This window comes from Cryobacterium sp. Sr8, from assembly GCF_004403225.1.
Lineage (GTDB): Bacteria > Actinomycetota > Actinomycetes > Actinomycetales > Microbacteriaceae > Cryobacterium > Cryobacterium psychrotolerans.
Genome location: NZ_SOHO01000070.1, coordinates 339,998 through 359,633 on the forward strand (window position 1 = coordinate 339,998; position 19,636 = coordinate 359,633).

Annotated in this window: 19 protein-coding genes; 9 read left to right on the forward strand and 10 right to left on the reverse strand. The window is 68.2% G+C overall.

What is annotated here, in order from left to right; translation table 11 throughout:
- Positions 1–15 precede the first annotated feature (15 nt).
- A complete protein-coding gene (locus E3T54_RS16065; protein WP_092321562.1) occupies positions 16–1,044 on the forward strand; it encodes a 6-phosphofructokinase in 1,029 nt (342 codons plus the stop codon).
- Positions 1,045–1,147: 103 nt separating this feature from the next.
- Here E3T54_RS16065 and E3T54_RS16070 read toward each other — a convergent pair whose 3' ends face one another.
- Positions 1,148–1,402: a mycoredoxin gene (locus E3T54_RS16070; protein WP_134476525.1), complete on the reverse strand. Its 255-nt coding sequence runs from the start codon at positions 1,400–1,402 to the stop codon at positions 1,148–1,150.
- Positions 1,403–1,457: 55 nt separating this feature from the next.
- Between E3T54_RS16070 and E3T54_RS16075 the strand changes: the two genes are divergently transcribed.
- Genes E3T54_RS16075 through E3T54_RS16085 form a run of 3 tightly spaced genes read left to right on the forward strand, consistent with a single transcriptional unit; the run spans position 1,458 to position 3,452 of the window.
- Positions 1,458–1,931, forward strand: a complete 474-nt coding sequence (locus E3T54_RS16075; RefSeq protein WP_092321560.1) for an 8-oxo-dGTP diphosphatase — start codon at positions 1,458–1,460, stop codon at positions 1,929–1,931.
- Positions 1,924–3,120: an inorganic phosphate transporter gene (locus E3T54_RS16080; protein ID WP_174844439.1), complete on the forward strand. Its 1,197-nt coding sequence runs from the start codon at positions 1,924–1,926 to the stop codon at positions 3,118–3,120. The genes E3T54_RS16075 and E3T54_RS16080 overlap by 8 nt, the downstream gene beginning before the upstream one ends.
- Positions 3,117–3,452 (forward strand): peptidase, encoded by a 336-nt coding sequence (locus E3T54_RS16085; protein WP_134476527.1) that lies wholly within the window; start codon positions 3,117–3,119, stop codon positions 3,450–3,452. The genes E3T54_RS16080 and E3T54_RS16085 overlap by 4 nt, the downstream gene beginning before the upstream one ends.
- A gap of 67 nt (positions 3,453–3,519) precedes the next feature.
- Here the strand turns inward: E3T54_RS16085 and E3T54_RS16090 are convergent, their stop codons facing one another.
- On the reverse strand, positions 3,520–4,935 hold the full coding sequence (locus E3T54_RS16090; RefSeq protein ID WP_166804946.1) for an HNH endonuclease signature motif containing protein: 1,416 nt from the start codon (positions 4,933–4,935) through the stop codon (positions 3,520–3,522).
- Between the two features lie 213 nt (positions 4,936–5,148).
- Entirely contained in the window at positions 5,149–6,423 is a 1,275-nt protein-coding gene (locus E3T54_RS16095) for a uracil-xanthine permease family protein (RefSeq protein ID WP_092325264.1), read from the reverse strand.
- Positions 6,424–6,463: 40 nt separating this feature from the next.
- Between E3T54_RS16095 and E3T54_RS16100 the strand changes: the two genes are divergently transcribed.
- From E3T54_RS16100 to E3T54_RS16110, 3 genes are all read left to right on the forward strand, one after another.
- The gene (locus E3T54_RS16100) at positions 6,464–8,041 is read left to right on the forward strand and encodes a carboxylesterase/lipase family protein (RefSeq protein ID WP_241977266.1); all 1,578 of its coding nucleotides are present in this window, start codon (positions 6,464–6,466) and stop codon (positions 8,039–8,041) included.
- Positions 8,042–8,191: 150 nt separating this feature from the next.
- On the forward strand, positions 8,192–9,592 hold the full coding sequence (locus E3T54_RS16105) for an NCS2 family permease (RefSeq protein WP_241977278.1): 1,401 nt from the start codon (positions 8,192–8,194) through the stop codon (positions 9,590–9,592).
- Positions 9,593–9,828: 236 nt separating this feature from the next.
- Positions 9,829–10,137, forward strand: a complete 309-nt coding sequence (locus E3T54_RS16110) for a hypothetical protein (RefSeq protein ID WP_134476530.1) — start codon at positions 9,829–9,831, stop codon at positions 10,135–10,137.
- 27 nt (positions 10,138–10,164) lie between these two features.
- Here the strand turns inward: E3T54_RS16110 and E3T54_RS16115 are convergent, their stop codons facing one another.
- Genes E3T54_RS16115 through E3T54_RS16135 form a run of 5 tightly spaced genes read right to left on the reverse strand, consistent with a single transcriptional unit; the run spans position 10,165 to position 15,179 of the window.
- Positions 10,165–10,905: a FadR/GntR family transcriptional regulator gene (locus E3T54_RS16115; protein ID WP_134476531.1), complete on the reverse strand. Its 741-nt coding sequence runs from the start codon at positions 10,903–10,905 to the stop codon at positions 10,165–10,167.
- Positions 10,902–11,690 carry a 3-oxoacyl-ACP reductase gene (locus E3T54_RS16120; RefSeq protein WP_166804947.1) on the reverse strand — a complete coding sequence of 263 codons (789 nt, stop codon included), beginning with the start codon at positions 11,688–11,690 and terminating at the stop codon, positions 10,902–10,904. The genes E3T54_RS16115 and E3T54_RS16120 overlap by 4 nt, the downstream gene beginning before the upstream one ends.
- A 33-nt stretch (positions 11,691–11,723) precedes the next feature.
- Positions 11,724–13,085: an aldehyde dehydrogenase gene (locus tag E3T54_RS16125; RefSeq protein ID WP_134476532.1), complete on the reverse strand. Its 1,362-nt coding sequence runs from the start codon at positions 13,083–13,085 to the stop codon at positions 11,724–11,726.
- Positions 13,082–13,825 (reverse strand): gamma-glutamyl-gamma-aminobutyrate hydrolase family protein, encoded by a 744-nt coding sequence (locus tag E3T54_RS16130; protein WP_241977267.1) that lies wholly within the window; start codon positions 13,823–13,825, stop codon positions 13,082–13,084. Before E3T54_RS16130 ends, E3T54_RS16125 begins: the two co-directional genes overlap by 4 nt.
- Positions 13,812–15,179: a glutamine synthetase family protein gene (locus E3T54_RS16135; RefSeq protein ID WP_134476534.1), complete on the reverse strand. Its 1,368-nt coding sequence runs from the start codon at positions 15,177–15,179 to the stop codon at positions 13,812–13,814. The genes E3T54_RS16130 and E3T54_RS16135 overlap by 14 nt, the downstream gene beginning before the upstream one ends.
- A 218-nt stretch (positions 15,180–15,397) precedes the next feature.
- On the opposite strand from E3T54_RS16135, the gene E3T54_RS16140 reads away from it, so the two are divergent.
- Positions 15,398–16,942: an amino acid permease gene (locus E3T54_RS16140; RefSeq protein ID WP_134476535.1), complete on the forward strand. Its 1,545-nt coding sequence runs from the start codon at positions 15,398–15,400 to the stop codon at positions 16,940–16,942.
- A gap of 102 nt (positions 16,943–17,044) precedes the next feature.
- Positions 17,045–17,962, forward strand: coding sequence for an alpha/beta fold hydrolase (locus tag E3T54_RS16145; RefSeq protein ID WP_370255634.1), 918 nt, complete (start codon positions 17,045–17,047; stop codon positions 17,960–17,962).
- On the opposite strand, the gene E3T54_RS16150 is transcribed toward E3T54_RS16145, so the two are convergent.
- Both E3T54_RS16150 and E3T54_RS16155 read right to left on the reverse strand, forming a co-directional pair.
- Complete coding sequence (locus E3T54_RS16150; RefSeq protein WP_134476536.1) at positions 17,938–18,702, reverse strand: glycosyltransferase family 2 protein; 765 nt, start codon at positions 18,700–18,702, stop codon at positions 17,938–17,940. The two genes, E3T54_RS16145 and E3T54_RS16150, sit on opposite strands and share 25 nt — an antisense overlap.
- Positions 18,703–18,758: 56 nt before the next feature.
- Entirely contained in the window at positions 18,759–19,634 is an 876-nt protein-coding gene (locus E3T54_RS16155; RefSeq protein ID WP_241977268.1) for a fumarylacetoacetate hydrolase family protein, read from the reverse strand.
- Between the last annotated feature and the right edge of the window lie 2 nt (positions 19,635–19,636).

Below are 19,636 nucleotides of genomic sequence, written 5' to 3' on the forward strand. Positions count from 1 at the left end.
TGAAGGAGCGGCCCAATGAAGATCGGTATCCTCACCAGCGGTGGTGACTGCCCGGGCTTGAATGCGGTGATCCGCGGTGCGGTGCTCAAGGGCGTGCGCGTGCACGATGCCGAGTTCGTCGGCATCCGCAACGGCTGGCGCGGCCTCGTCGAGGGCGAGTTCATGAAACTCGACCGGCACAGCGTGCGGGGCCTCTCCCGCCAGGGCGGGACGATCCTCGGCAGCTCACGAACGAACCCGTTCGAGGGCGAGAACGGCGGGCCGGAGAACATCCAGAGGATGCTCGACGCCGAAGGCATCGATGCGGTCATCGCGATCGGCGGCGAGGGAACCCTCACCGCGGCGCGCCGCCTGACGGATGCCGGGCTGAAGATCGTGGGCGTGCCCAAGACCATCGACAACGACCTGGCCGCCACGGACTACTCGTTCGGCTTCGACACGGCCGTGGAGATCGCCACCGAGGCCATCGACCGTCTCCGCACCACCGCGGAGTCGCATGGCCGCTGCATGGTCGTCGAGGTCATGGGACGCCACGTCGGGTGGATCGCCCTGCACTCGGGCATGGCCGGGGGCGCGCACGCGATCCTCATCCCCGAACAGCCCAAGACCATCGAGCAGATCTGCGGGTGGGTGGAGCACGTCCGCGACCGCGGCCGAGCGCCCCTGATCGTCGTCTCCGAGGGCTTCCTGCTCGCCGGGATGGAGGAGGCGCACTCGACCAAGGGCCTGGACGCCTTCAACCGCCCGCGTCTCGGCGGCATCGGGGAAATCATCGCCCCGATGATCGAGGAACGCACCGGAGTGGAGTCGAGGGCCACCGTGCTCGGCCACACCCAGCGTGGCGGCGCCCCGTCGGCCTACGACCGGGTGCTCGCCACCCGCCTCGGCCTCGCGGCCGTCGACGCGATCTACGCCGGCCAGTGGGGCTCGATGGTCTCGCTCAAGGGCACGGACATCGAGATCGTCAGCATCGCGGACGCGACCATCGGCCTGAAGACCGTTCCCGACGCGCGCTACGACGAGGCCGCAGTCCTCTTCGGCTGACCCCTGCCCGACCAACCCTCATGCCGCGAAACCGCACTTGTGCGCGTTATGACCGCCGTTTAGCGCGCACAACTGAGGTTTCGCGGGAAGGGGAGAGGGGGCTTCAGGCGAGTTTGGTTTGGATGTGGGCGAGCGAGGGGTTCGTCGCGGCGGTTCCGTCGGGGAAGATCACCGTCGGCACCGTGCGGTTGCCCCCATTGAGGCTCATCACCAGCTCGGACGTGCCGTCGACTTGCTCGACGTTGACCTCGGTGTAGCCGATCCCGGCCCGGTCGAGTTGCGATTTCAGGCGCGAGCAGTAGCCGCACCAGGTCGTCGTAAACATGGTGATCATTCCGGAGGCGGGCACAAAGTCCATCCCCGAAGCCTAGCCGGGCGCCGCTGGGAGCTTGCCCGCCACTACGATTGGCTCCATGAACTTGCCCCAGGTGTGCGTGTGCTACCTCACGCGACGCTCTCCGGACGGTACGCAGCAGGTGCTGCTCGGGCGCAAGAAGAAGGGCCTCGGCATCGGCAACATCGTCGGTCTGGGCGGCAAACTCGAGCCGGGCGAATCGGCGCTGGATGCCGCCGTCCGCGAGGTCGAGGAGGAATCCGGCCTGGTCGTCACGACCGCGGCCCTCGTTCCGCTCGGCGTGCTGACCTACCTGTTCCCGCACCGGGAATCGTGGAGCCAGGAATCGAACGTGTTCGTCTGCACGGAATGGACCGGCACCCCGCGGGAGTCCGACGAGCTCAACCCCGAATGGTTCGACGTGGCGACCCTGCCCGTCGACGAGATGTGGGATGACGCCCGGCACTGGCTGCCGGGAGTGCTCGCGGGGACTCCGGTGCGCGCAACATTCACGTTTGGCGAAGACCTGGAGACGGTTGTGGCTCGTGCCTGAATTGACCCTCATCGTTGTGCTGGTGATCGCCCTGGCGCTCATCTTCGACTTCACCAACGGCTTCCACGACACGGCGAACGCGATGGCGACCCCGATCGCCACCGGTGCGATGAAACCCAAAGTCGCCGTCACGGTCGCGGCCGTACTCAACCTGATCGGCGCGTTCTTGTCCACGGAGGTCGCCAGGACGATTTCCGGCGGCATGATCAAGGAGGGTGAGGATGGCATCCTGATCACCCCGGAGCTCATCTTCGCCGGCCTGATCGGGGCCATCGTCTGGAACCTGATCACCTGGCTGCGCGGCCTGCCGTCCAGCTCGAGCCATGCGCTCTTCGGCGGACTGATCGGAGCCACCGTCATCGGCGTCGGATTCCAGGCGGTCGACTACGACGTCGTGATGGCTAAGGTCATCCTGCCGGCGATCATCGCCCCGATCATCGTGGGGGTTGTGGCCTTCATTGCGACCCGGCTCGCCTACGCGCTCACGCGCCGGGAGGCCGGCCGGCCCGACGGCCGCGGCGGCTTCCGCTACGCGCAGGTCTTCTCGTCGTCGCTCGTCGCCCTCGCGCACGGCACCAACGACGCGCAGAAGACCATGGGCGTGATCACCCTGACCCTGATCGCCGGCGGATACCAGACCGTCGGGACCGGACCGGAGTTCTGGGTCATCGCGTCGTGCGCGCTCGCGATCGCGATCGGAACCTACACGGGCGGCTGGCGCATCATCCAGACCGTGGGACGCGGTCTCACCGACGTCAAGCCGGCCCAGGGCTTCGCCGCGGAGACCAGCACCGCCGCCACCATCCTCGCCTCCAGCCACCTCGGGTTCGCCCTGTCGACCACCCAGGTTGCCTCCGGCTCCGTGATCGGGTCCGGCCTCGGACGCCGTGGCTCGACCGTGCGCTGGGGGATGGCGGGCCACATAGCGCTCGGCTGGGTGCTCACCCTGCCTGCCGCCGGCATCATGGGCGCGTTCGCCGCCGGTCTGGCCCTCCTCGGCCCGGTCGGGATCGTGCTCGACGTGATCATCGGTTCGATCGTCGTCGCCGGCATCTACTGGTGGTCGCGCAGCAGCCGGGTGACACACCACCATCTGCTCCACGACATCGACGACGCCGGTCACGTGGTGAGGATCACCAAGACCCCGCGGAAGCCGGCTCGCCGGGACCGAAAGAAGGTGGCCCTGTGATCGACTGGCTCGCGTTTGTCGTTGTCGCCAGCGCCTCGCTCATCTCATCCGCCCTGATCGTGTCCCTGTACTCGCTCGGCCTGCGCCTGATGACCAGCGCGGGCCGCAGCCCGGTGGTGGGCCCTGCCGAGTTCACCGGGGCGATCACCGTGCTGACCCCGAAGCGGGCGGCCAAGGAGGCCAAGCGCACGCGCAAGGCCCTCGCCGCGAACCCGCTCACCGACGATCAGAAGAAGCTCGCCCTGGTCGGCGCATACGCCTGTTTCGCGCTCTGTGTCGGTGCGGTGCTGTTCGGCGTCTACCTGATCGTCCCGGCGCTCCACGGCGGCTAGCTACCGCAGGCCCTCCAGCTGAGTTGTCCGCCTGCTCCTTCAGCCCTCAGCCCTCAGCCCTCAGCCCTCAGTGCTCCTCGCGGGTCGGGCCGTCGGACGCGTCGGCTTTGCGTCGGAGTTCGGCGCTGATGGCGGTGCCGATGAGGGTTTCGGGCTCGGTCACGTAGGTGTGGCCGGTCGGGGTGGTCCAGGTGAGGGTGCCGGTTCCGTCCTGGGCCTGGCTGACTTTCCAGCCGGCCTCGTGTTTGAGGGCGTGGCTGGCGGGGCAGAGGTGGGCGAGGTTGTTGTGGTCGGTTCGTCCGCCGAATGCCCAGTCGAGGCCGTGGTCGATGTCCGAGCGGCTGGCCGCCCGGCTGCACCCGGGGTGCCGGCAGGTTCCGTCCCGCACCTGAAGCATCGTGCGGAGCGAGGCGGGGATCGTGTACCGGTCCCGGCCGACCGAGAGCACCGCGCCGGTCTCCGGGTGGGTGAGGATCCGCACCGCGCTCGGACACTTCGCCGCCAACGCCCTGGCCGTGTCCGGATCGATCGGCCCGTACCCGTCGAGGCTGCCGGGCTCCTCGGTGACACCGAGGAGGGTGAGCATCGGGACCGTCACGATCAGGTTCGGCCGGAGCCCACTCAGGCCGCCGGCCGCCCCGGCCGTTTCCGTGCCGCCGGCCTCCGTGCCGCCGGCCTCCGTGCAGCCAGTCCCCGTGCAGCCGGTCTGCAGGAGCAGGTCGCGGAGCACGTCCGCCCGCAGCTGGGTGAGCGTGCGCGGCTCGTCCGGCCCCTGCAGGGCGATCGCACGGTCCGTCACCTGGCCGTAGATGCCGAGAGCATCCGACGCCGGCAGGTAGGCGCTGAGCCAGCCCATCCCGTCGCGGGCGGGGTCGAACCTGAGTGACCGGTCGGCCACGCTCCGCACATGCCGGGCCGTGATCGACTCCGGATCGATCCGCTCCCGCAGCTTCCTGGTCTTCCTCTCGAACTGCGACGCCGTCAACCGGCCGGCCGACGGCAACGCCTCCTGCTCCAGCTGCCGGGCCGCCGCCTCCGGAAGTCCCGCGGTTTCGTTGACGAGGACGATCGCCTGCCGGTAGCCGATCCGCCCCGCGGCCAGGGCCGCCAGGGTGTCGGGCAGGTCGTGGACCAGGGCCCGGCTGCTCTCCAGCAGCCCCAAAGCGGTCGACTCCGGGATCCGCAACGCGCAAGCCAGCTCGGCCACCAGCGACCGGCGAGTCAACGCCGGACTGAACGCACTCCCGCCGAGCTCCCGCTCGCTGCAGACCCGCGCCGCGTCGATCGCGACCACCCGCGCCGCGGCCTGCACCGCCATCGCCTTGTCGATGGCGGTGACCTCATCGATGAGGGCGCCGAGTTCCTCCAGGTGGACCGCCGTTGGTGTCAGCGGCTGACCCTGGTCGGGGGCGACACCCGGGCCAGCGCCCGGGTTAGGGCCGGCCGGGAGTGCCCGGCCGGGTGGTCCTGTGATGGTTTTCATACTCCAACGGTACGGCGAACCACCGACATTCCTGCGCCCCGAAAGCGCCCCTGACCGGCCCTTGTGCATAACTTCCGGCACGCCCGACCTGTGGAGGACAAGCGCAGGAACGGCGCCACTCGCGCACCCCCGCACGCAGCGAGAGTCGCCGTTCCTGCCGAGAATCGCCACTCTAACGGCGACTCTCGGCGCCGGACAGTCCGGCGTGCGGGGCTAGCTGGTGCCGCGGACCCGCCCGATAGCGCTCATCAGATGGTAGATCACGATGGCGGCGATCGTGCCCAGCGCGATGCCGTTGAAGCTGAACGCGCCGACCGTGAATGTGTAGTTGGCGATCCCGATGACCAGGGCGGTCGCGGCCGTGAACTGGTTGACCGGCTTGCTGAAGTCGACCTTGTTGTCGAGCCAGATCTTCACGCCGATCACGCCGATCAGACCGTACAGGGCGGTGGTCACGCCGCCGAGCACGCCGGCCGGAATCGTGTTGATCAGCTCGCCCATCTTCGGCGACAGGCCGAGCAGGATGGCCACCATTCCGGCCACCCAATACGCCGCCGTCGAGTAGACGCGGGTGGCGGCCATGACCCCGATGTTCTCGCCGTAGGTGGTGGTGCCCGAGCCGCCGCCGAAGCCGGCGAGCACGGTGGCCAGGCCGTCGGCGAACAGCGCGCGTCCGGTGTACTGGTTCACGCTGGCATCCGTCATCTGGGCCACGCCTTTGATGTGGCCGACGTTCTCGGCGATCAGCACGAGCACGACCGGCAGGAACGCCGGCAGCACGCCCCACACGGCCGGGTTCTCGAACGGGTTCGACGGCGCGGTGAACTGCGGCAGGCCGATCCAGGCCGCCTCGGCGACCTTGCTGAAGTCCACCTCGCCGAACATCACTGCGGCGACATAGCCGACGACGACGCCGAGGAAGATCGACAGCCGCCCCAGGATGCCGCGGAACAGCACCGTGCACAGGATGACGGCGGCCAGGGTGATCACGGCGGTGAGCGGCGCCGCCTCGAAGTTGGTCTTCGCGACCGGCGCAAGGTTGAACCCGATCAGCGCCACGATGGCCCCGGACACGACCGGTGGCATCAGCGTGTCGATCCAGCCGGTGCCGGTGAACTGCACGAGCAGGCCGATGGCTGCCAGCAGGGCGCCGACGACGAGGATGCCGAACAGGGCGCTCCCCATCCCGGCCGAGGCGGTCGCTGCGACGATGGGCGCGATGAACGCGAACGAGGAGCCCAGGTAGCTGGGCAGCCGGTTCTTCGTGATCAGCAGGAAGAGCAGGGTTCCGATGCCGGAGAACAGCAGGGTGGTGCTCGGCGGGAAGTCGGTGAGCAGCGGCACGAGGAACGTCGCGCCGAACATGGCGACCACGTGCTGGGCGCCGATTCCGATGGTGATCGGCCAGCTGAGGCGTTCACCCGGACCGACGACCTCTCCTGCGGGAACCGATTTTCCGTCACCGTGCAGCGTCCAGGGCAGAGCCATTGTTTCTCGTTTCATTCGTTCTTAGCCTCAGGCGATCGTAGTGAATAAGATCGGGGGCGTGAGTCAACTCGCCCGAACGGACCGCCCGCGCCGCGACGCAGGCCCGGTTGCCGAGGTGCGCGTGGCGACGGGCATGCTCCGCGGCGTCGCCGAACGCGGTGTGCTTTCCTGGCGCGGCATTCCCTATGCAGCGGCGCCGGCAGGACCGCTCCGGTTCCGGTCACCGCAGCCGGCCGAGCCCTGGGCAGGGGTGCGTGACGCCGGCGACTGGGGTCCGGTCGCCCCGCAGCTGCGGCGTGGCCAGTTCATCGGCGCCCACCCGCGCATCCCGCAGGACGAGGATTGCCTGAGCCTCAACGTCCTGGCGCCCGACGCCCCGATCGATCCTGGCTCCCTCCGGCCGGTGATGGTGTTCATCCACGGCGGTGCGTACAGCGTTGGTTCGTCGCGGGAGGTCCCGCACCAGGGCGAGGGGCTGGTGCGCCGCGGCGGCGTGGTCTACGTCAGCCTGAACTACCGGCTGGGCGCCCTCGGCTACCTCGACTTCACCCGGTACTCCACGCCGGCGCGCCCCATTGAGAGCAACCTCGGCCTGCGCGACCAGGTGGCGGCCCTGCGCTGGGTGCGGGAGAACATCCACGCCTTCGGCGGCGACCCGGATGCCGTCACCCTGTTCGGCGAATCGGCCGGCGGAAACGCGGTCACCACGCTGATGACCGTTCCGGCGGCGGCCGGCCTGTTCCAGCGGGCGATCGTGCAGAGTGCGCCGCCGAACGCGGTGTATCCGAGCGCGCTCAGCGCCCAGTGGGCAGGCGACTTCGTCGAGATCCTGCGAGGCCTGGTGGGCGACGAGTCGGAACCCGAGGGCCTGCTGCTCGGCGCCGACCCGCTGCGCCTCGCCGCCGCGACGGCCGTCCTCACCTCGCGCGCACCGGACGATTACCCGGGCACGATTCCCCTCTGCCCGGTCATCGACGGCGACTTCCTCCCCGAACGTCCGCTGGACGCCTTCCGGGACGGGCGGGCGCACCGGGTGCCCCTGATCATCGGCACGAACGAGCGCGAGGGCTCGCTGTTCAGCGGGCGGATCGACATTCTCGCCTCCACGCCCCCGCGCATCCGGGCGATCTTCACGAAGACGAAGAAGAAGGCGCGGAAGGCGCTCAAGGCGCATTACCCCGGCCTGCCCGACCAGCGAGCGGCGCTCGATTTCGGCGGCGACTACTCGTTCTGGTATCCGAGTGTGCGGGTGGCGGAGCGGCACTCGCGCTACGCGCCGGTGCATTTCTACCGGTTCGACGCGGCACCCCGGCTGCTGCGCCGGATGGGCTTCGACGCCACTCACGGGCTGGAGATGTTCCCCCTGTTCGACCGGCTCGACGGCTGGTTCGGGCGCGGGATGACGGTGCTCGGCGGCCGCCGCACGTTCAAGGCCATTGGCGCGAGGATGCAGGGCTGGTGGACCCAATTCGCCGCGACCGGAGTGCCGGATGCCGACTGGCCGCGGTACGAGGAGTCAAGCCGGGAGACCCTGATCATCGACGCCGTCGACCGGGTCGAGTCGGATCCGCTCGGCGAGCGGCGCAGGGCCTGGGGCGCCTTCGTGCCGCATGTCTGAGCGAAATGGCCGAGCGCCTAGACTGGACACCTGAGATTCAGCCGCGACGGCCACCGGGAGCACACCATTTCAGCAACACAGACGAACACAGTCACGCCCACGCCCAAGCCGCAGCAGGGTTTCAAGGCTCGCACCGACCGCTACTTCGAGATCACCGGGCGCGGGTCGACCTGGGGACGTGAGGTCCGTGGCGGGCTGGTCACCTTCGTGACGATGGCCTACATCGTCATCCTCAACCCGCTCATCCTCGGCGGGTTCAGCGCAGACCAGGCCACCGTCGACGTTGCCGGCGGATGGCTGCCCAACGCGCAGGTCGCCGCCGTCACCGCTCTCACCGCCGGCGTCATGACCATTCTCTTCGGCCTCATCGCCCGGCTGCCGTTCGGTTTCGCCGCCGGACTCGGCATCAACTCCTTCCTGGCAGCGAGCGTCGTCGGCCAGGTCACCTGGGCCGAGGCGATGGGCCTCGTCGTCATCAACGGCCTGATCATCGTGCTGCTGGCATCCACCGGTCTTCGCGCGATGATCTTCACCGCCGTCCCGCAGCAGCTGAAGCTCGCCATCACGGTCGGCATCGGCCTGTTCATCGCGTTCATTGGCCTGGTCGACTCCGGATTTGTCCGGTCCAGCGGCTTCGCCGCGCCCCCCGTGCAGCTCGGTGACAACGGCTCGGTCACCACGCTGCCGACGACCGTGTTCGTGATCGGCCTGATCATCATTGGCGTGCTGCTCGCCCGCAAGGTCAAGGCCGCGCTGCTGATCGGCATCGTCGCGACCACCGTTATCGCCGTCATCCTCGAGGCCATTTTCAAGGTCGGGCCGTCATTCGGCACCAACCCGGCCGGCTGGAACCTGAACGCTCCGGTGCTGCCGACGACGATCGTCGCCGTGCCCGACCTCAGCCTGCTCGGCCAGGTCAGCTTCGGCGCCTTCGACCGCATCGGCGTGCTCGCCGCCGTGATGCTCGTCTTCACGCTGGTTTTCACGAACTTCTTCGACGCGATGGGCACGATGACCGGCCTGGCCAACGAGGCCGGACTCGCCGACAAGGACGGCAACTTCCCGCGGCTGAAGTCCGCGCTGATCGTCGAGGGCATCGGCGCCGTGGCTGGCGGCGCGGCATCCGCTTCGTCGAACACGGTCTTCATTGAATCCGGCGCCGGCATCGGCGAGGGCGCCCGCACGGGCCTGGCCAACGTCGTGACCGGGGTCCTGTTCCTGGCCGCGATGTTCTTCACGCCGCTCACCCAGATCGTGCCGCTCGAGGTCGCCGCCGCCGCGCTCGTGATCGTCGGGGCGCTCATGGTCTCGCAGATCCGGCACATCGACTTCAGCGACTTCTCGATCGTGCTTCCGGTCTTCCTGACGATTGTCGTTATGCCGCTGACCTACTCGATCGCGAACGGCATCGGCGCCGGCTTCATCAGCTGGGTGCTGGTGCGGTCGCTGTCCGGCAACGCGAAGAGCGTCAGCCCGCTGCTCTGGGTCGTGGCCGTCGGCTTCCTGGTCTACTTCGTACGCGGCCCGATCGAGGCCCTGCTGGGTCAGTAGGCAGACGAGCGAGCCTGTCGAGATCCCGTCTCGACAGGCTCGACTCCCGGGACGTCGGGCCGGAGTGATTCGCCGGTGTCCGGCGACCGATCCGGATTCCGCGACCCGGTCTGGGCAGGCTGCACACCCCCCGCCCGGATTCGGGGGGTAGCCCCATGGCCGGCTCTCCCTCCCCATCCGTAGCGTTGTCGGTGAAGCGCACAAGCGTTTCCACAACACAGGAGGTAATCAGCACTATGTCCACCATCGCCCCCGACCAGGCACCTGCCACCACGACGCCGGCCTCGCCCGTCGCCACCGGGGGAGCCCGGGCCGTTTCCAGTCTCGTGCTGGGTCTCGTATCGATCTTCGCGGGTTGGACATTCCTCGCCCCGCTCGCCGGGCTCGTCGTCGGCATCCTCGCGTTCCGGAGTGAACCGCACAACCGCACCATGGCGATCTGGGGCATTGCGCTCAACGCGGTCATGCTCGCCGGCGTGATCCTGCTCGGACTAGCGGCCGTCGTGTTCGGCCTGGCCGTGCTGCCCTTCGCGGTGGTGATGTAGGTCGGCGGAGCCCTGGTCGGCGGCGGCCTACTCCAGGAACCCGCGCAGCAGCAGGGCCGTGCCGGCGAGGTGCTCGAACATCGCCCGGGCGGCCGCATCCGGCCGGCCCGTGAGGATTGCGATCGCGATCTGCTCGTGCTGGGTGTTGGAGTGGGCAATATTAGGCCCGAGCGAGGGGATGTTGTCCAGCAACTCGTTCACACGCATCCTCACATCCGCAATCAGCGGCGTGAGCGACGCAGAGCCCGCCAGTTCGCCGACCGTGAGGTGGAACCTCGAATCGAGCCGGCGGTATTCCTCACCGGTCGCCGCATTCGCTTCGGTCAGGCTCGTCCAGAGCAGCTCCCGCTCGCCGGGTGACAGCGCGCGTGCGGCAGCGTGCCGGGCCGCACCGACCTCCAGGATCTCGCGGAGGGTGATTGTGTCCTCGATCTCCTCCGACGGGATGGCACGACGCGCTGCGCCCTCGACTGTTGGCGCCGGTGTGTTGGCCGGGAGCTCGTCGTTGACGAACGTGCCGCCGTACCGCCCCCGCCGGGAGACGAGGTATCCCGCCTCGGCGAGTGAGGCGATGGCGTCGCGCAGCGTGTCCCGGCTGACGGCGAGCATCGCCGAGAGTTCCCGCTCGGCCGGGAGCCGCTCGCCGGGCGCGATGAGACCAAGGCGCACGGTCTGCAGGAGGCGCTGGACGGTCTCCTCGAAGGAGTTGCCGCTGCGCACGGGGCGCAACAGCAACTCCCCGTGGAGTCCGGCCGGTTCGTCGCTCACATCGGCGTCGTATAGGCCGAGCTGATTCCGCCGTCTACGAGGAATGTCGACGCGGTGATGAAGGAGGAGTCATCGCTGGCCAGGAACGCAACGGCGGCCGCGAGTTCCTCCGCCTCGGCGAAACGTCCGATCGGAATGTGGACGAGGCGGCGGGCCGCGCGCTCCGGGTCCTTGGCGAAGAGCTCCTGCAGCAGCGGCGTGTTCGCCGGGCCAGGGCACAGGGCGTTGACCCGGATGCCCTGGCGAGCGAATTGCACGCCCAGCTCACGGCTCATCGCGAGCACGCCGCCCTTGGACGCGGTGTAGGAGATCTGGCTGGTGGCCGAGCCCATCACGGCCACAAAGGAGGCGGTGTTGATGATCGAGCCCTTGCCCTGCCTCACCATGTGGCGGATGGCCGCCCGTGAGCACAGGTACACCGACTTGAGGTTGACGTCCTGCACCTTCTGCCAGGCGGGCAGTTCCGTGGTGAGGATGGAATCGTCCTCCGGCGGCGAGATCCCGGCATTGTTGAACGCGATGTCGACGGACCCATAGGTGAGGTAGGCGGTGTCGAAGAGCGCGTCGACTTCAGCCTCGTCCGTCACATTGACCTTCACGAAGAGGCCGTCAACGAGGTCGGCCGCAGCGAGTCCCGCCGTCTCGTCCATGTCGCCGATGACAACGATCGCGCCCTCGGCCGCGAACCGCTTTGCCGTGGCCAGTCCGATCCCGCTGGCTCCGCCGGTGATGACGGCGACTTTGCCGGCGAGGCGCTGGGTGAGGTCGATGGGCGTGATGGTCATTCGAAGCTCCTTGCGTGGAAGGGGGAAGGTTGGTTAGTCGACGGCAATGAAAACGTTTTTCGTTTCGGTGAAATGCAGCGGGGCGTCCGGGCCGAGTTCGCGGCCGAGACCCGATTGCTTGAAGCCGCCGAAGGGGGTGGAATACCGGACCGATGAGTGCGAGTTCACCGACAGGTTGCCCGCCTCGACCCCGCGCGCGACCCGGATGGCCCGGCCGACATCCCGCGTCCAGATGGACCCGGACAGGCCGTATTCCGTGTCGTTGGCGAGCTGGAGCGCATCGGCTTCGTCGTCGAAGGGGAGGACGGCGACGACCGGCCCGAAGATCTCCTCCGTGACCGTCCGGTCCGTTCGCGACTGCGGGGCCAGGACCGTCGGCGCGAACCAGTAGCCCGGCCCCTCGGGCACCGTTCCCCGGAAGGCAACCGGGGCATCGGCCGGAACGTACGACTGCACGGACGACAGGTGCTTTGCAGACACCAGCGGGCCCATTTCGGTTGCCTCGTCCGCCGGGTCGCCCACACGCACGCCGGCCACGGCCGGTTCGAGCAGTTCCATGAATCGGTCGTAGGCGCTGCGTTCGACGAGGATGCGGCTGCGGGCGCAGCAGTCCTGGCCCGCATTCTCGAACACTCCGTACGGCGCCGCAGCGGCCGCTTTCTCGAGGTCGGCATCGGCGAAGACGATGTTGGCGCTCTTGCCGCCGAGTTCCAGCGTCACCCGTTTCACCTGCTCGGCGCAGCCGGCCATGATCTGCTTGCCGACGGCCGTCGAGCCGGTGAACACGATCTTGCGCACGGTGGGATTGGTCACGAATCGCTCGCCCACGACCGAGCCCTTGCCGGGCAAGACCTGGAAGAGACCCTCGGGCAGGCCCGCGTCCAGTGCCAGTTCGCCCAGGCGGATGCTGGTCAACGGTGTCCACTCGGCCGGCTTCAGCAGCACGGCATTACCGGCCGCGAGAGCCGGCGCGAAGCCCCAGGCCGCGATCGTCATCGGGAAGTTCCATGGCGTGATGACACCAACGACGCCGAGGGGCTCGTGGAACGTCACGTTGAGGCCACCGGCCACCGGGATCTGCTGTCCGAACATCCGCTCGGGGGCCGCGGCGTAGTAGGTGAGCACGTCGCGGACGTGACCGGCCTCCCAGCGGGCCTGGGAGATCGGGTGGCCGGAGTTGCGCACCTCCAGGCCCGCCAGGTTTTCGAGGTCCCCGTCGACGGCCTGGGCAAACCGACGAAGCACCATCGCCTTGTCGGCGGGGGCGACTCTGGCCCAGGCCTCCTGCGCGACGGCCGCACGGGCGATCGCCTCGTCGGTTGCGTCGACGTCGAGCAGGTCGACGGAGCCGATCTCGGTCTCGTTCGCCGGGTTGATGACGGTGTACGTGCTCACGCTCGAGCCTCTCGGTAGTGGCGGGCCGCATCGACGAGGCCCTCGAACAGTCGGATGTCTTCCGGTGATTCCTCCGGATGCCACTGCACGGCGACGCCGAACGCCACCGTTGGCAATTCAACGGCCTGGATCACACCGTCACCGGTACGTGCCGTGACGACGAGTCCCTCCGCGATGCGGTCAATGGCCTGGTGGTGGTACACCGGGACAGCGAGTGGATCGGCGTCCCCCCCGAGCATCTCCTGAATGTGTGATTCCCCTTCCAGGGCGACGGCGACGCGATTGAACACCCCGGCGCCGGCCTGGTAGGTGGTATCTCCGACAATGTCAGGCAGGTGCTGGTGCAGGCTGCCGCCCAGGGCGACGTTCAGGACCTGCGCGCCTCGGCAGATGCCCAGGAAGGGGAGATCGCGGTCGATCGCCTGGCGGAGCAGTTCGTCTTCCCACGCATCACGGTCGCGCCGAGGTTCGTCCGTGGCCGGGTGGGCATCCTGGCCGTAACGTGCAGGGTCGAGGTCCTTTCCCCCGGTGATGATCAACCCGTCCAGGCCCTCGAGGACCCGCCTCGCGATCTCGGGATCCACCGGCTGGGGTGGCAGCAGCACGGCGATGCCGCCCGCCCTCGTGACGGCCTCGAAATAGGACTTCGGGAGGAACGCGGCCGGCACGTCCCACACCCCGGTCTGAGCCCGTTCGAGGTAGGTCGTGAGGCCGATAACGGGCCGGTCAGAGGCGCTCAAAGCCGCGCACCCTCTCCCAATCGGTGACCGAACGGTCGAATGCTGCCAGTTCGATCGCCGCATTGTTGAGGTAGTGATCGACGACCTCGTCGCCAAAGGCCTCGCGCGCGAACGTGGAAGCCGCAAAAAGCTCGGCGGATTCGCGAAGCGTGGCCGGCACCCGGGCGACATCGCTCGTGTACGCATTGCCCTCGTAGGCGTCCTCAAGTTCGAGCTCGTTATCGATCCCGTACAGGCCCGCCGCGATCAGGGCGCTGACCGCCAGGTACTGGTTGACGTCGCCGCCCGGCACCCGGTTTTCCACGCGCATACCCAGGCCCTGTCCGACCACGCGCAGGGCACAGGTGCGGTTGTCCAGGCCCCACGCCAGCGCCGTCGGGGCGAAGCTGCCAGGGACGTAACGTTTGTACGAGTTGATGTTGGGCGCGGAGAAGAGCGTCAGCTCACGCATGACAGCGAGCTGGCCGGCAATGAAGTGGCGGAACATCTTCGACATGCCGTGTTCGGCATCCTTGTCGGCGAAGACGGCGGCGCCGTCCGTTCCCCGAAGGCTGATGTGGATGTGGCAGCTGTTGCCTTCCCGCTCGTCGTACTTCGCCATGAACGTGAGGCTCTTGCCGTGCGCATCGGCGATTTCCTTTGCACCGTTCTTGTAGATCGAGTGGTTATCGCACGTGTCCAGCGCCGACGCATACCGGAAACCGATCTCCTGCTGGCCCAGGTTGCACTCGCCCTTGACGCCCTCGCAATACATTCCGGCGCCGTCCATCCCGAGGCGGATGTCGCGCAGCAACGGCTCCATCCGGGTCGAGGCCAGGACGTTGTAGTCGATGTTGTAGTCGCTCGCCGTGGTCAGCCCGCGGTAACCCTTCTTCCAGGCGTCCCGGTAGCCGTCGTCGAAAACAATGAATTCGAGTTCAGTGGCGACGAAGGAGTCCAGGCCGCGTTCGGCCAGCCGCGCGAGTTGGGCCTTGAGGATCTGGCGTGGCGACGGTTCGACCGGTCGCTCGTCGTGCCAGCGCAGGTCGGCGGTCACCAGGGCGGTGCCGGGCAGCCACGGCGCGCGGCGGAGCGTGCCGAGGTCGGGGATCATGACCATGTCGCCGTAGCCGCGCGACCAGCTGGACATCGCGTAGCCGTCGACCGTGTTCATGTCGACGTCGACGGCCAGCAGATAGTTGCAGCACTCCGCGCCGTGGGCGGCCGCGTCCTCCAGGAAGAGCCTGGCCGACAGCCGCTTGCCGACCAGCCGTCCCTGCATGTCGGTGAATGCGACGAGCACCGTGTCGATCGCGCCAGTGGCGACAGCGTCGGTGAGTTCATCGAGAGTCAGGTTGCCGGAGCCGGGTGCCATGGGAGTTCTCCTCATTGAGCCAAACAAATGGTGCGCTTTCCGACCATTAGACCACAGATGCGGGAGTGCGACGCAGGAAATTCCGTGAACCGGCGCGAAAAAACATTTCGGCTATGCCTCGTCAACAACCATTGAATCGATTAGAGTCATGCCAAGAATTCTCACAGCGTTGTGTGCTCGCACGGTCGAGCCCGCAACCAGAGCGCAAAGGAAACAGGATGTCCAAAGACACCTTGAACGTCTCGGGCGTGACCTACACCACGGCGGAGGCGGGGTACTTCGAGAAGCGCAAGCTGACCCGGTCCGCCGGAATCTGGGGGCTGTGGGGGCTCGCCGTTGCTGCCGTCATCTCCGGTGACTTCTCCGGCTGGAACTTCGGCATCGACTTCGCCGGCTTCGGCGGGATGCTCATCGCCTTCGCCCTCCTGGTCGTCATGTACTACGGCATGATCTTCAGCATCGGTGAGATGGCCTCGGCGATGCCCCACACCGGGGGAGCGTATTCCTTCGCCCGGGCGGCGATGGGGCCCTGGGGCGGGTTCGTCACCGGACTGGCCGAGACAATCGAGTATGTCGCGACCACCGCGGTGATCGTGTACTTCTCCGCGGCCTACGCCGGCGAGATCACGAGCGAGCTGCTGGACTTCAATCTTCCGTCCTGGCTGTGGTGGATCATCCTCTACGCCGTCTTCATCGGACTCAACTCCGCCGGAGCGGCCATCTCGTTCAAGTTCGCCATCATCGTGTCGATCATCTCGATCGCGATCCTGCTCGTGTTCTCGGCCATGGCGGCCTTCTCAGGCCTGTTCAGCTGGGACAACCTGTTCAACATCTCCCCTGACGCCGGCCAGACCGAGTTCCTGCCGCACGGCTGGGTCCCCATCCTCTTCGCCCTGCCCTACGCCATGTGGTTCTTCCTCGGCATCGAGGAGCTTCCTCTGGCCGCCGAGGAGGCGCACAACCCGGTGCGCGACATTCCCAAGGCGGGCCTGATCGCCCGCACCACGCTGATCATCACCGGCCTGCTCGTGCTCTTCCTGAACACCGGAATCGTCGGCGCCGACAAGATCGCGACCGCCGGAGAGCCCCTCCTCGACGGCTTCCGTGCCATCGTGGGTGACCAGGTCGCTGCGGTGCTCGCGTTGTTCGCGCTGATCGGCCTGCTGGCCTCTCTCCAGGGGATCATGTTCGCCTACGGCCGTAACATGTACTCGCTCTCACGGGCCGGCTACTACCCGAAGTTCCTTTCCCTCACCGGCAAGCGGCAGACGCCCGCCGTCGCCCTCCTGGTCGGCGCGGTTATCGGCTTCATCGCCCTGGTGCTCGTCGACGCACTCGGCGGAACCGGCGGCGTCGCCGGCGCGATCGTGCTGAATATCGCGATCTGGGGAGCGGTCATCGCCTACGTGCTGCAGATGGTCTCGTTCCTCATCCTGCGCCGGAAGTTCCCGAACGCGAACCGGCCCTACCGCAGCCCGTGGGGTGTCCCGGGGGCGGTCGTCGCCGGAATCCTCTCGCTGGCGATCTTCTTCGGCTTCTTCATCAACGAGCCGGCCCGACCGGCGATCGTGGCCATCGCGGCGGTCTATGTGGTGATGCTGCTCATCTTCGCCCTGTACGGCCGCAAGCGGCTCGTGCTCTCCCCGGAGGAGGAGTACGCGGTCTCCGGCGGGCTGCACGGCGACCCGCAGAAGGAGGGCTACGGCGGCCCGGTCGAGGACGAGCTCCTCTCCCTCGACGGGCGCGACGAGCCCACCAAGTAACCCCGCTCCCCAATCGCCGAACTGTGAGTTTGGCACCTTCCCGGGCCCCACGAAGGTGCACAACTCACAGTTCGGCGTGGGGGGTCGCGCTAGTCTCGGGGCGTGGCCATCCGGGAACGACTTCGCGACAACCATCGCGACAACCATCGCGACCAGATCGAGGCCCTCGACCGCGCCATCGGGGACCTCGACTGGATCCTGCACCCGCCGGGCACGACAGCCTTCGGCTTCCCCGCGCCGAGCGGCGTCCTGGCCGCGACCGCGCTGGGCGCCCCCGCGCATCCGCGCGTCGTGCTGCTGCCGGGGGCCACCGGGTCCAAGGAAGACTTCGTGCTGCTGGCGCCGCTGCTGCGTGATGCAGGGTACTTCGTGGAAAGCTACGATCTGGCCGGTCAGTACCAGTCCGCCGAGGCCGGACCGGGCGAGGGCGGCAGCTATGACTACGCCCTGTTCGTGGCCGATCTCATCGCGTTCCTCGAGGCGGGTTCGACCCCCGTGCACGTGCTCGGCTACTCCTTCGCCGGTATCGTCGCCGAACTCGCCCTGGCCGAGCGGCCGGAACTGTTCGCGACGCTCACGCTCCTCGGCGCCCCGCCGGAGCCCGGCCAGGCCTTCCGCGGCGTGCGCTGGATCGGCAAGTTGAGCTACCTGCTCCCGGCACACCGGATCGCGTCGCTCATCATCTGGGGCATCGTCACGAACAAGAACAAGGTTCGGGCCGGCCGGCTCGCCCTCGTTCGGATGCGATTCCAGTACACGAGCCGGCGGAGCTTCGACGACATCGTCCGGCTGATGAAACACGTCCCCGACGTGCGTGCGGTGCTCGCCACGTCCGGAATCCCGATCCTCATCGCCGTCGGCGACAACGACCTCTGGCGCCATTCCCTGCACCGCGGCCTCGCGGACCGCATCGGCGCGGAGCTGCGCGTCTACCGCACCGGCCACAGCCCCTGCGAAACGACGCCGCACCAGCTGGCCCGCGACATGCTGGCGCTCTACGCCCGCGGCGCCACCCGGTAGCGCCTGGCGTCCCGGAGCCGTCGCCGCCTCGCCACCCGGCGCTTCACCGGCGAATCTTCCGGCCAGTGCAGCCGGAGCGTGCGGACGGCCCAGGTCAGCCGGCGTTTGAGGCCGCTCCACGAGTCGAACGGCCTGGCCGAGATGCCGACCCGCAGGGTGCGGTCGTAGGCGACGGTCACGGCCGGATCGAGGTGGATGCTGAAGTCGAGGTCGTCGTGCACGTCGTTGCGATCGCGGTGCACGACGTCGCGGGCGTCGAGCCAGACCTGGCGGCGCATGGCGAAGTTCGAGCCGAAAACCGGCGGGCTGGTGAGCCAGAGCCCGATGGCCCAGAAATAACCGCCGATGTAGACGGTGCGCCCGAGGGCTCTGACGAGCGCGCTGCAGCCGTAGAAGTCGCCCGGACCGGTGAGGATGTCGACGTCCGGTGACGTGTCCAGCCGGCCCTCGATCCGCAGCAGCCAGTCCGCCGGGGGAATCGAATCCGCGTCCAGGCGGGCGATCACGTCTCCCGTTGCCGCGTCGTAGCCGGCCGAGGCGGCCGGCCAGATGCCCCTGGCCGGTTCGTAGACGACGCGGGCGCCGGCCGCGCGGGCGACCACCGCCGTCGCATCCGTGCTCGCATTGTCGACGACGACGATCTCGTCAGCCGGGCGAAGCTGTGCGGCCAGGGCGACCAGGCAGGTGTTCAGGAACACCGCGTCGTTGTACGAGGGGATCACGACCGAGATGGTGCCCATGCTTGTCTCCTCCCCGCGGCCACGGGGCCTCTGGCCGATCCTACGCTTGCCCGGGACTAGCTGACGCGGCAGTGCGTGGTGAGGAAACCGATCTTGTCGATCGACACCGTCACGGTCGAGCCGTCCTGAAGGAATACCTGCGGCTTGCGGCTGTACCCCGCGCCGCCGGGGCTTCCGGTGGAGATCAGGGTTCCCGGCAGCAGGGTCGACGTGGTGGAGAGGTACGCGATGATCTCGGCCACCGTGCGCACCATGTCGCCGCTGGAGGCGTCCTGAAGCACGCGCCCGCCCAGATGGGTTGTCAGCCACAGGTCCTGCGGGTCGGAAATCTCTTCGGCGGTGACGACGACGGGGCCGGTGGGGGTGAAGCCGTCGAAGGACTTGCACCGGGACCACTGCGCCTCGGAGAACTGCAGGTCCCTGGCCGTGATGTCGTTGACGACGGTGTAGCCGAACACGTAGTCGAGGGCGTCGTGAACCGACACGTTTCGCGCCGGACGGCCGATGATCACACCGAGTTCGGCTTCGTAGTCGACCTGGCCGGTGAGGTCGCCCGGCCAGGTGATGGTCGACTCGTGCCCGGTGAGGGAGTTCGGCCAGAGCGAGAACACCGTCGCCGCGGTCTCGGAGCGCAGCTTGAGCTCGTCGGAGTGGGCGGCGTAGTTGGCGCCGATCGCGATGATCTGCGGCGGGCGCAGCACGGCGGAGGAGTGGCGGAGCCCGTCGAGCGGGGTGAGGCTCGCTCCGTGGGAGGCCGCGTTGAGGCTGAGCGCGCGCACCCGGTCGAACTCCTGCTCACCCTTTTCGATCATGTCCTGCAGGTCGCGCGGGGCGTCGTCCATGATCTCGTCGAGGAACAAAGCGTCGTCCCCGAACACCACCGCCAGCCGAGGTGTGGACTGGCCTTCGACTCTGAGGTGCGCAAACTTCACCT

Coding starts and splice junctions, on each gene's coding strand:
- E3T54_RS16065 (WP_092321562.1), top strand. CDS start 16: ATGAAGATCGGTATCCTCACCAGCGGTGGTGACTGCCCGGGCTTGAAT.
- E3T54_RS16070 (WP_134476525.1), bottom strand. CDS start 1,402: ATGGACTTTGTGCCCGCCTCCGGAATGATCACCATGTTTACGACGACC.
- E3T54_RS16075 (WP_092321560.1), top strand. CDS start 1,458: ATGAACTTGCCCCAGGTGTGCGTGTGCTACCTCACGCGACGCTCTCCG.
- E3T54_RS16090 (WP_166804946.1), bottom strand. CDS start 4,935: ATGAAAACCATCACAGGACCACCCGGCCGGGCACTCCCGGCCGGCCCT.
- E3T54_RS16095 (WP_092325264.1), bottom strand. CDS start 6,423: ATGGCTCTGCCCTGGACGCTGCACGGTGACGGAAAATCGGTTCCCGCA.
- E3T54_RS16110 (WP_134476530.1), top strand. CDS start 9,829: ATGTCCACCATCGCCCCCGACCAGGCACCTGCCACCACGACGCCGGCC.
- E3T54_RS16120 (WP_166804947.1), bottom strand. CDS start 11,690: ATGACCATCACGCCCATCGACCTCACCCAGCGCCTCGCCGGCAAAGTC.
- E3T54_RS16135 (WP_134476534.1), bottom strand. CDS start 15,179: ATGGCACCCGGCTCCGGCAACCTGACTCTCGATGAACTCACCGACGCT.
- E3T54_RS16140 (WP_134476535.1), top strand. CDS start 15,398: ATGTCCAAAGACACCTTGAACGTCTCGGGCGTGACCTACACCACGGCG.
- E3T54_RS16150 (WP_134476536.1), bottom strand. CDS start 18,702: ATGGGCACCATCTCGGTCGTGATCCCCTCGTACAACGACGCGGTGTTC.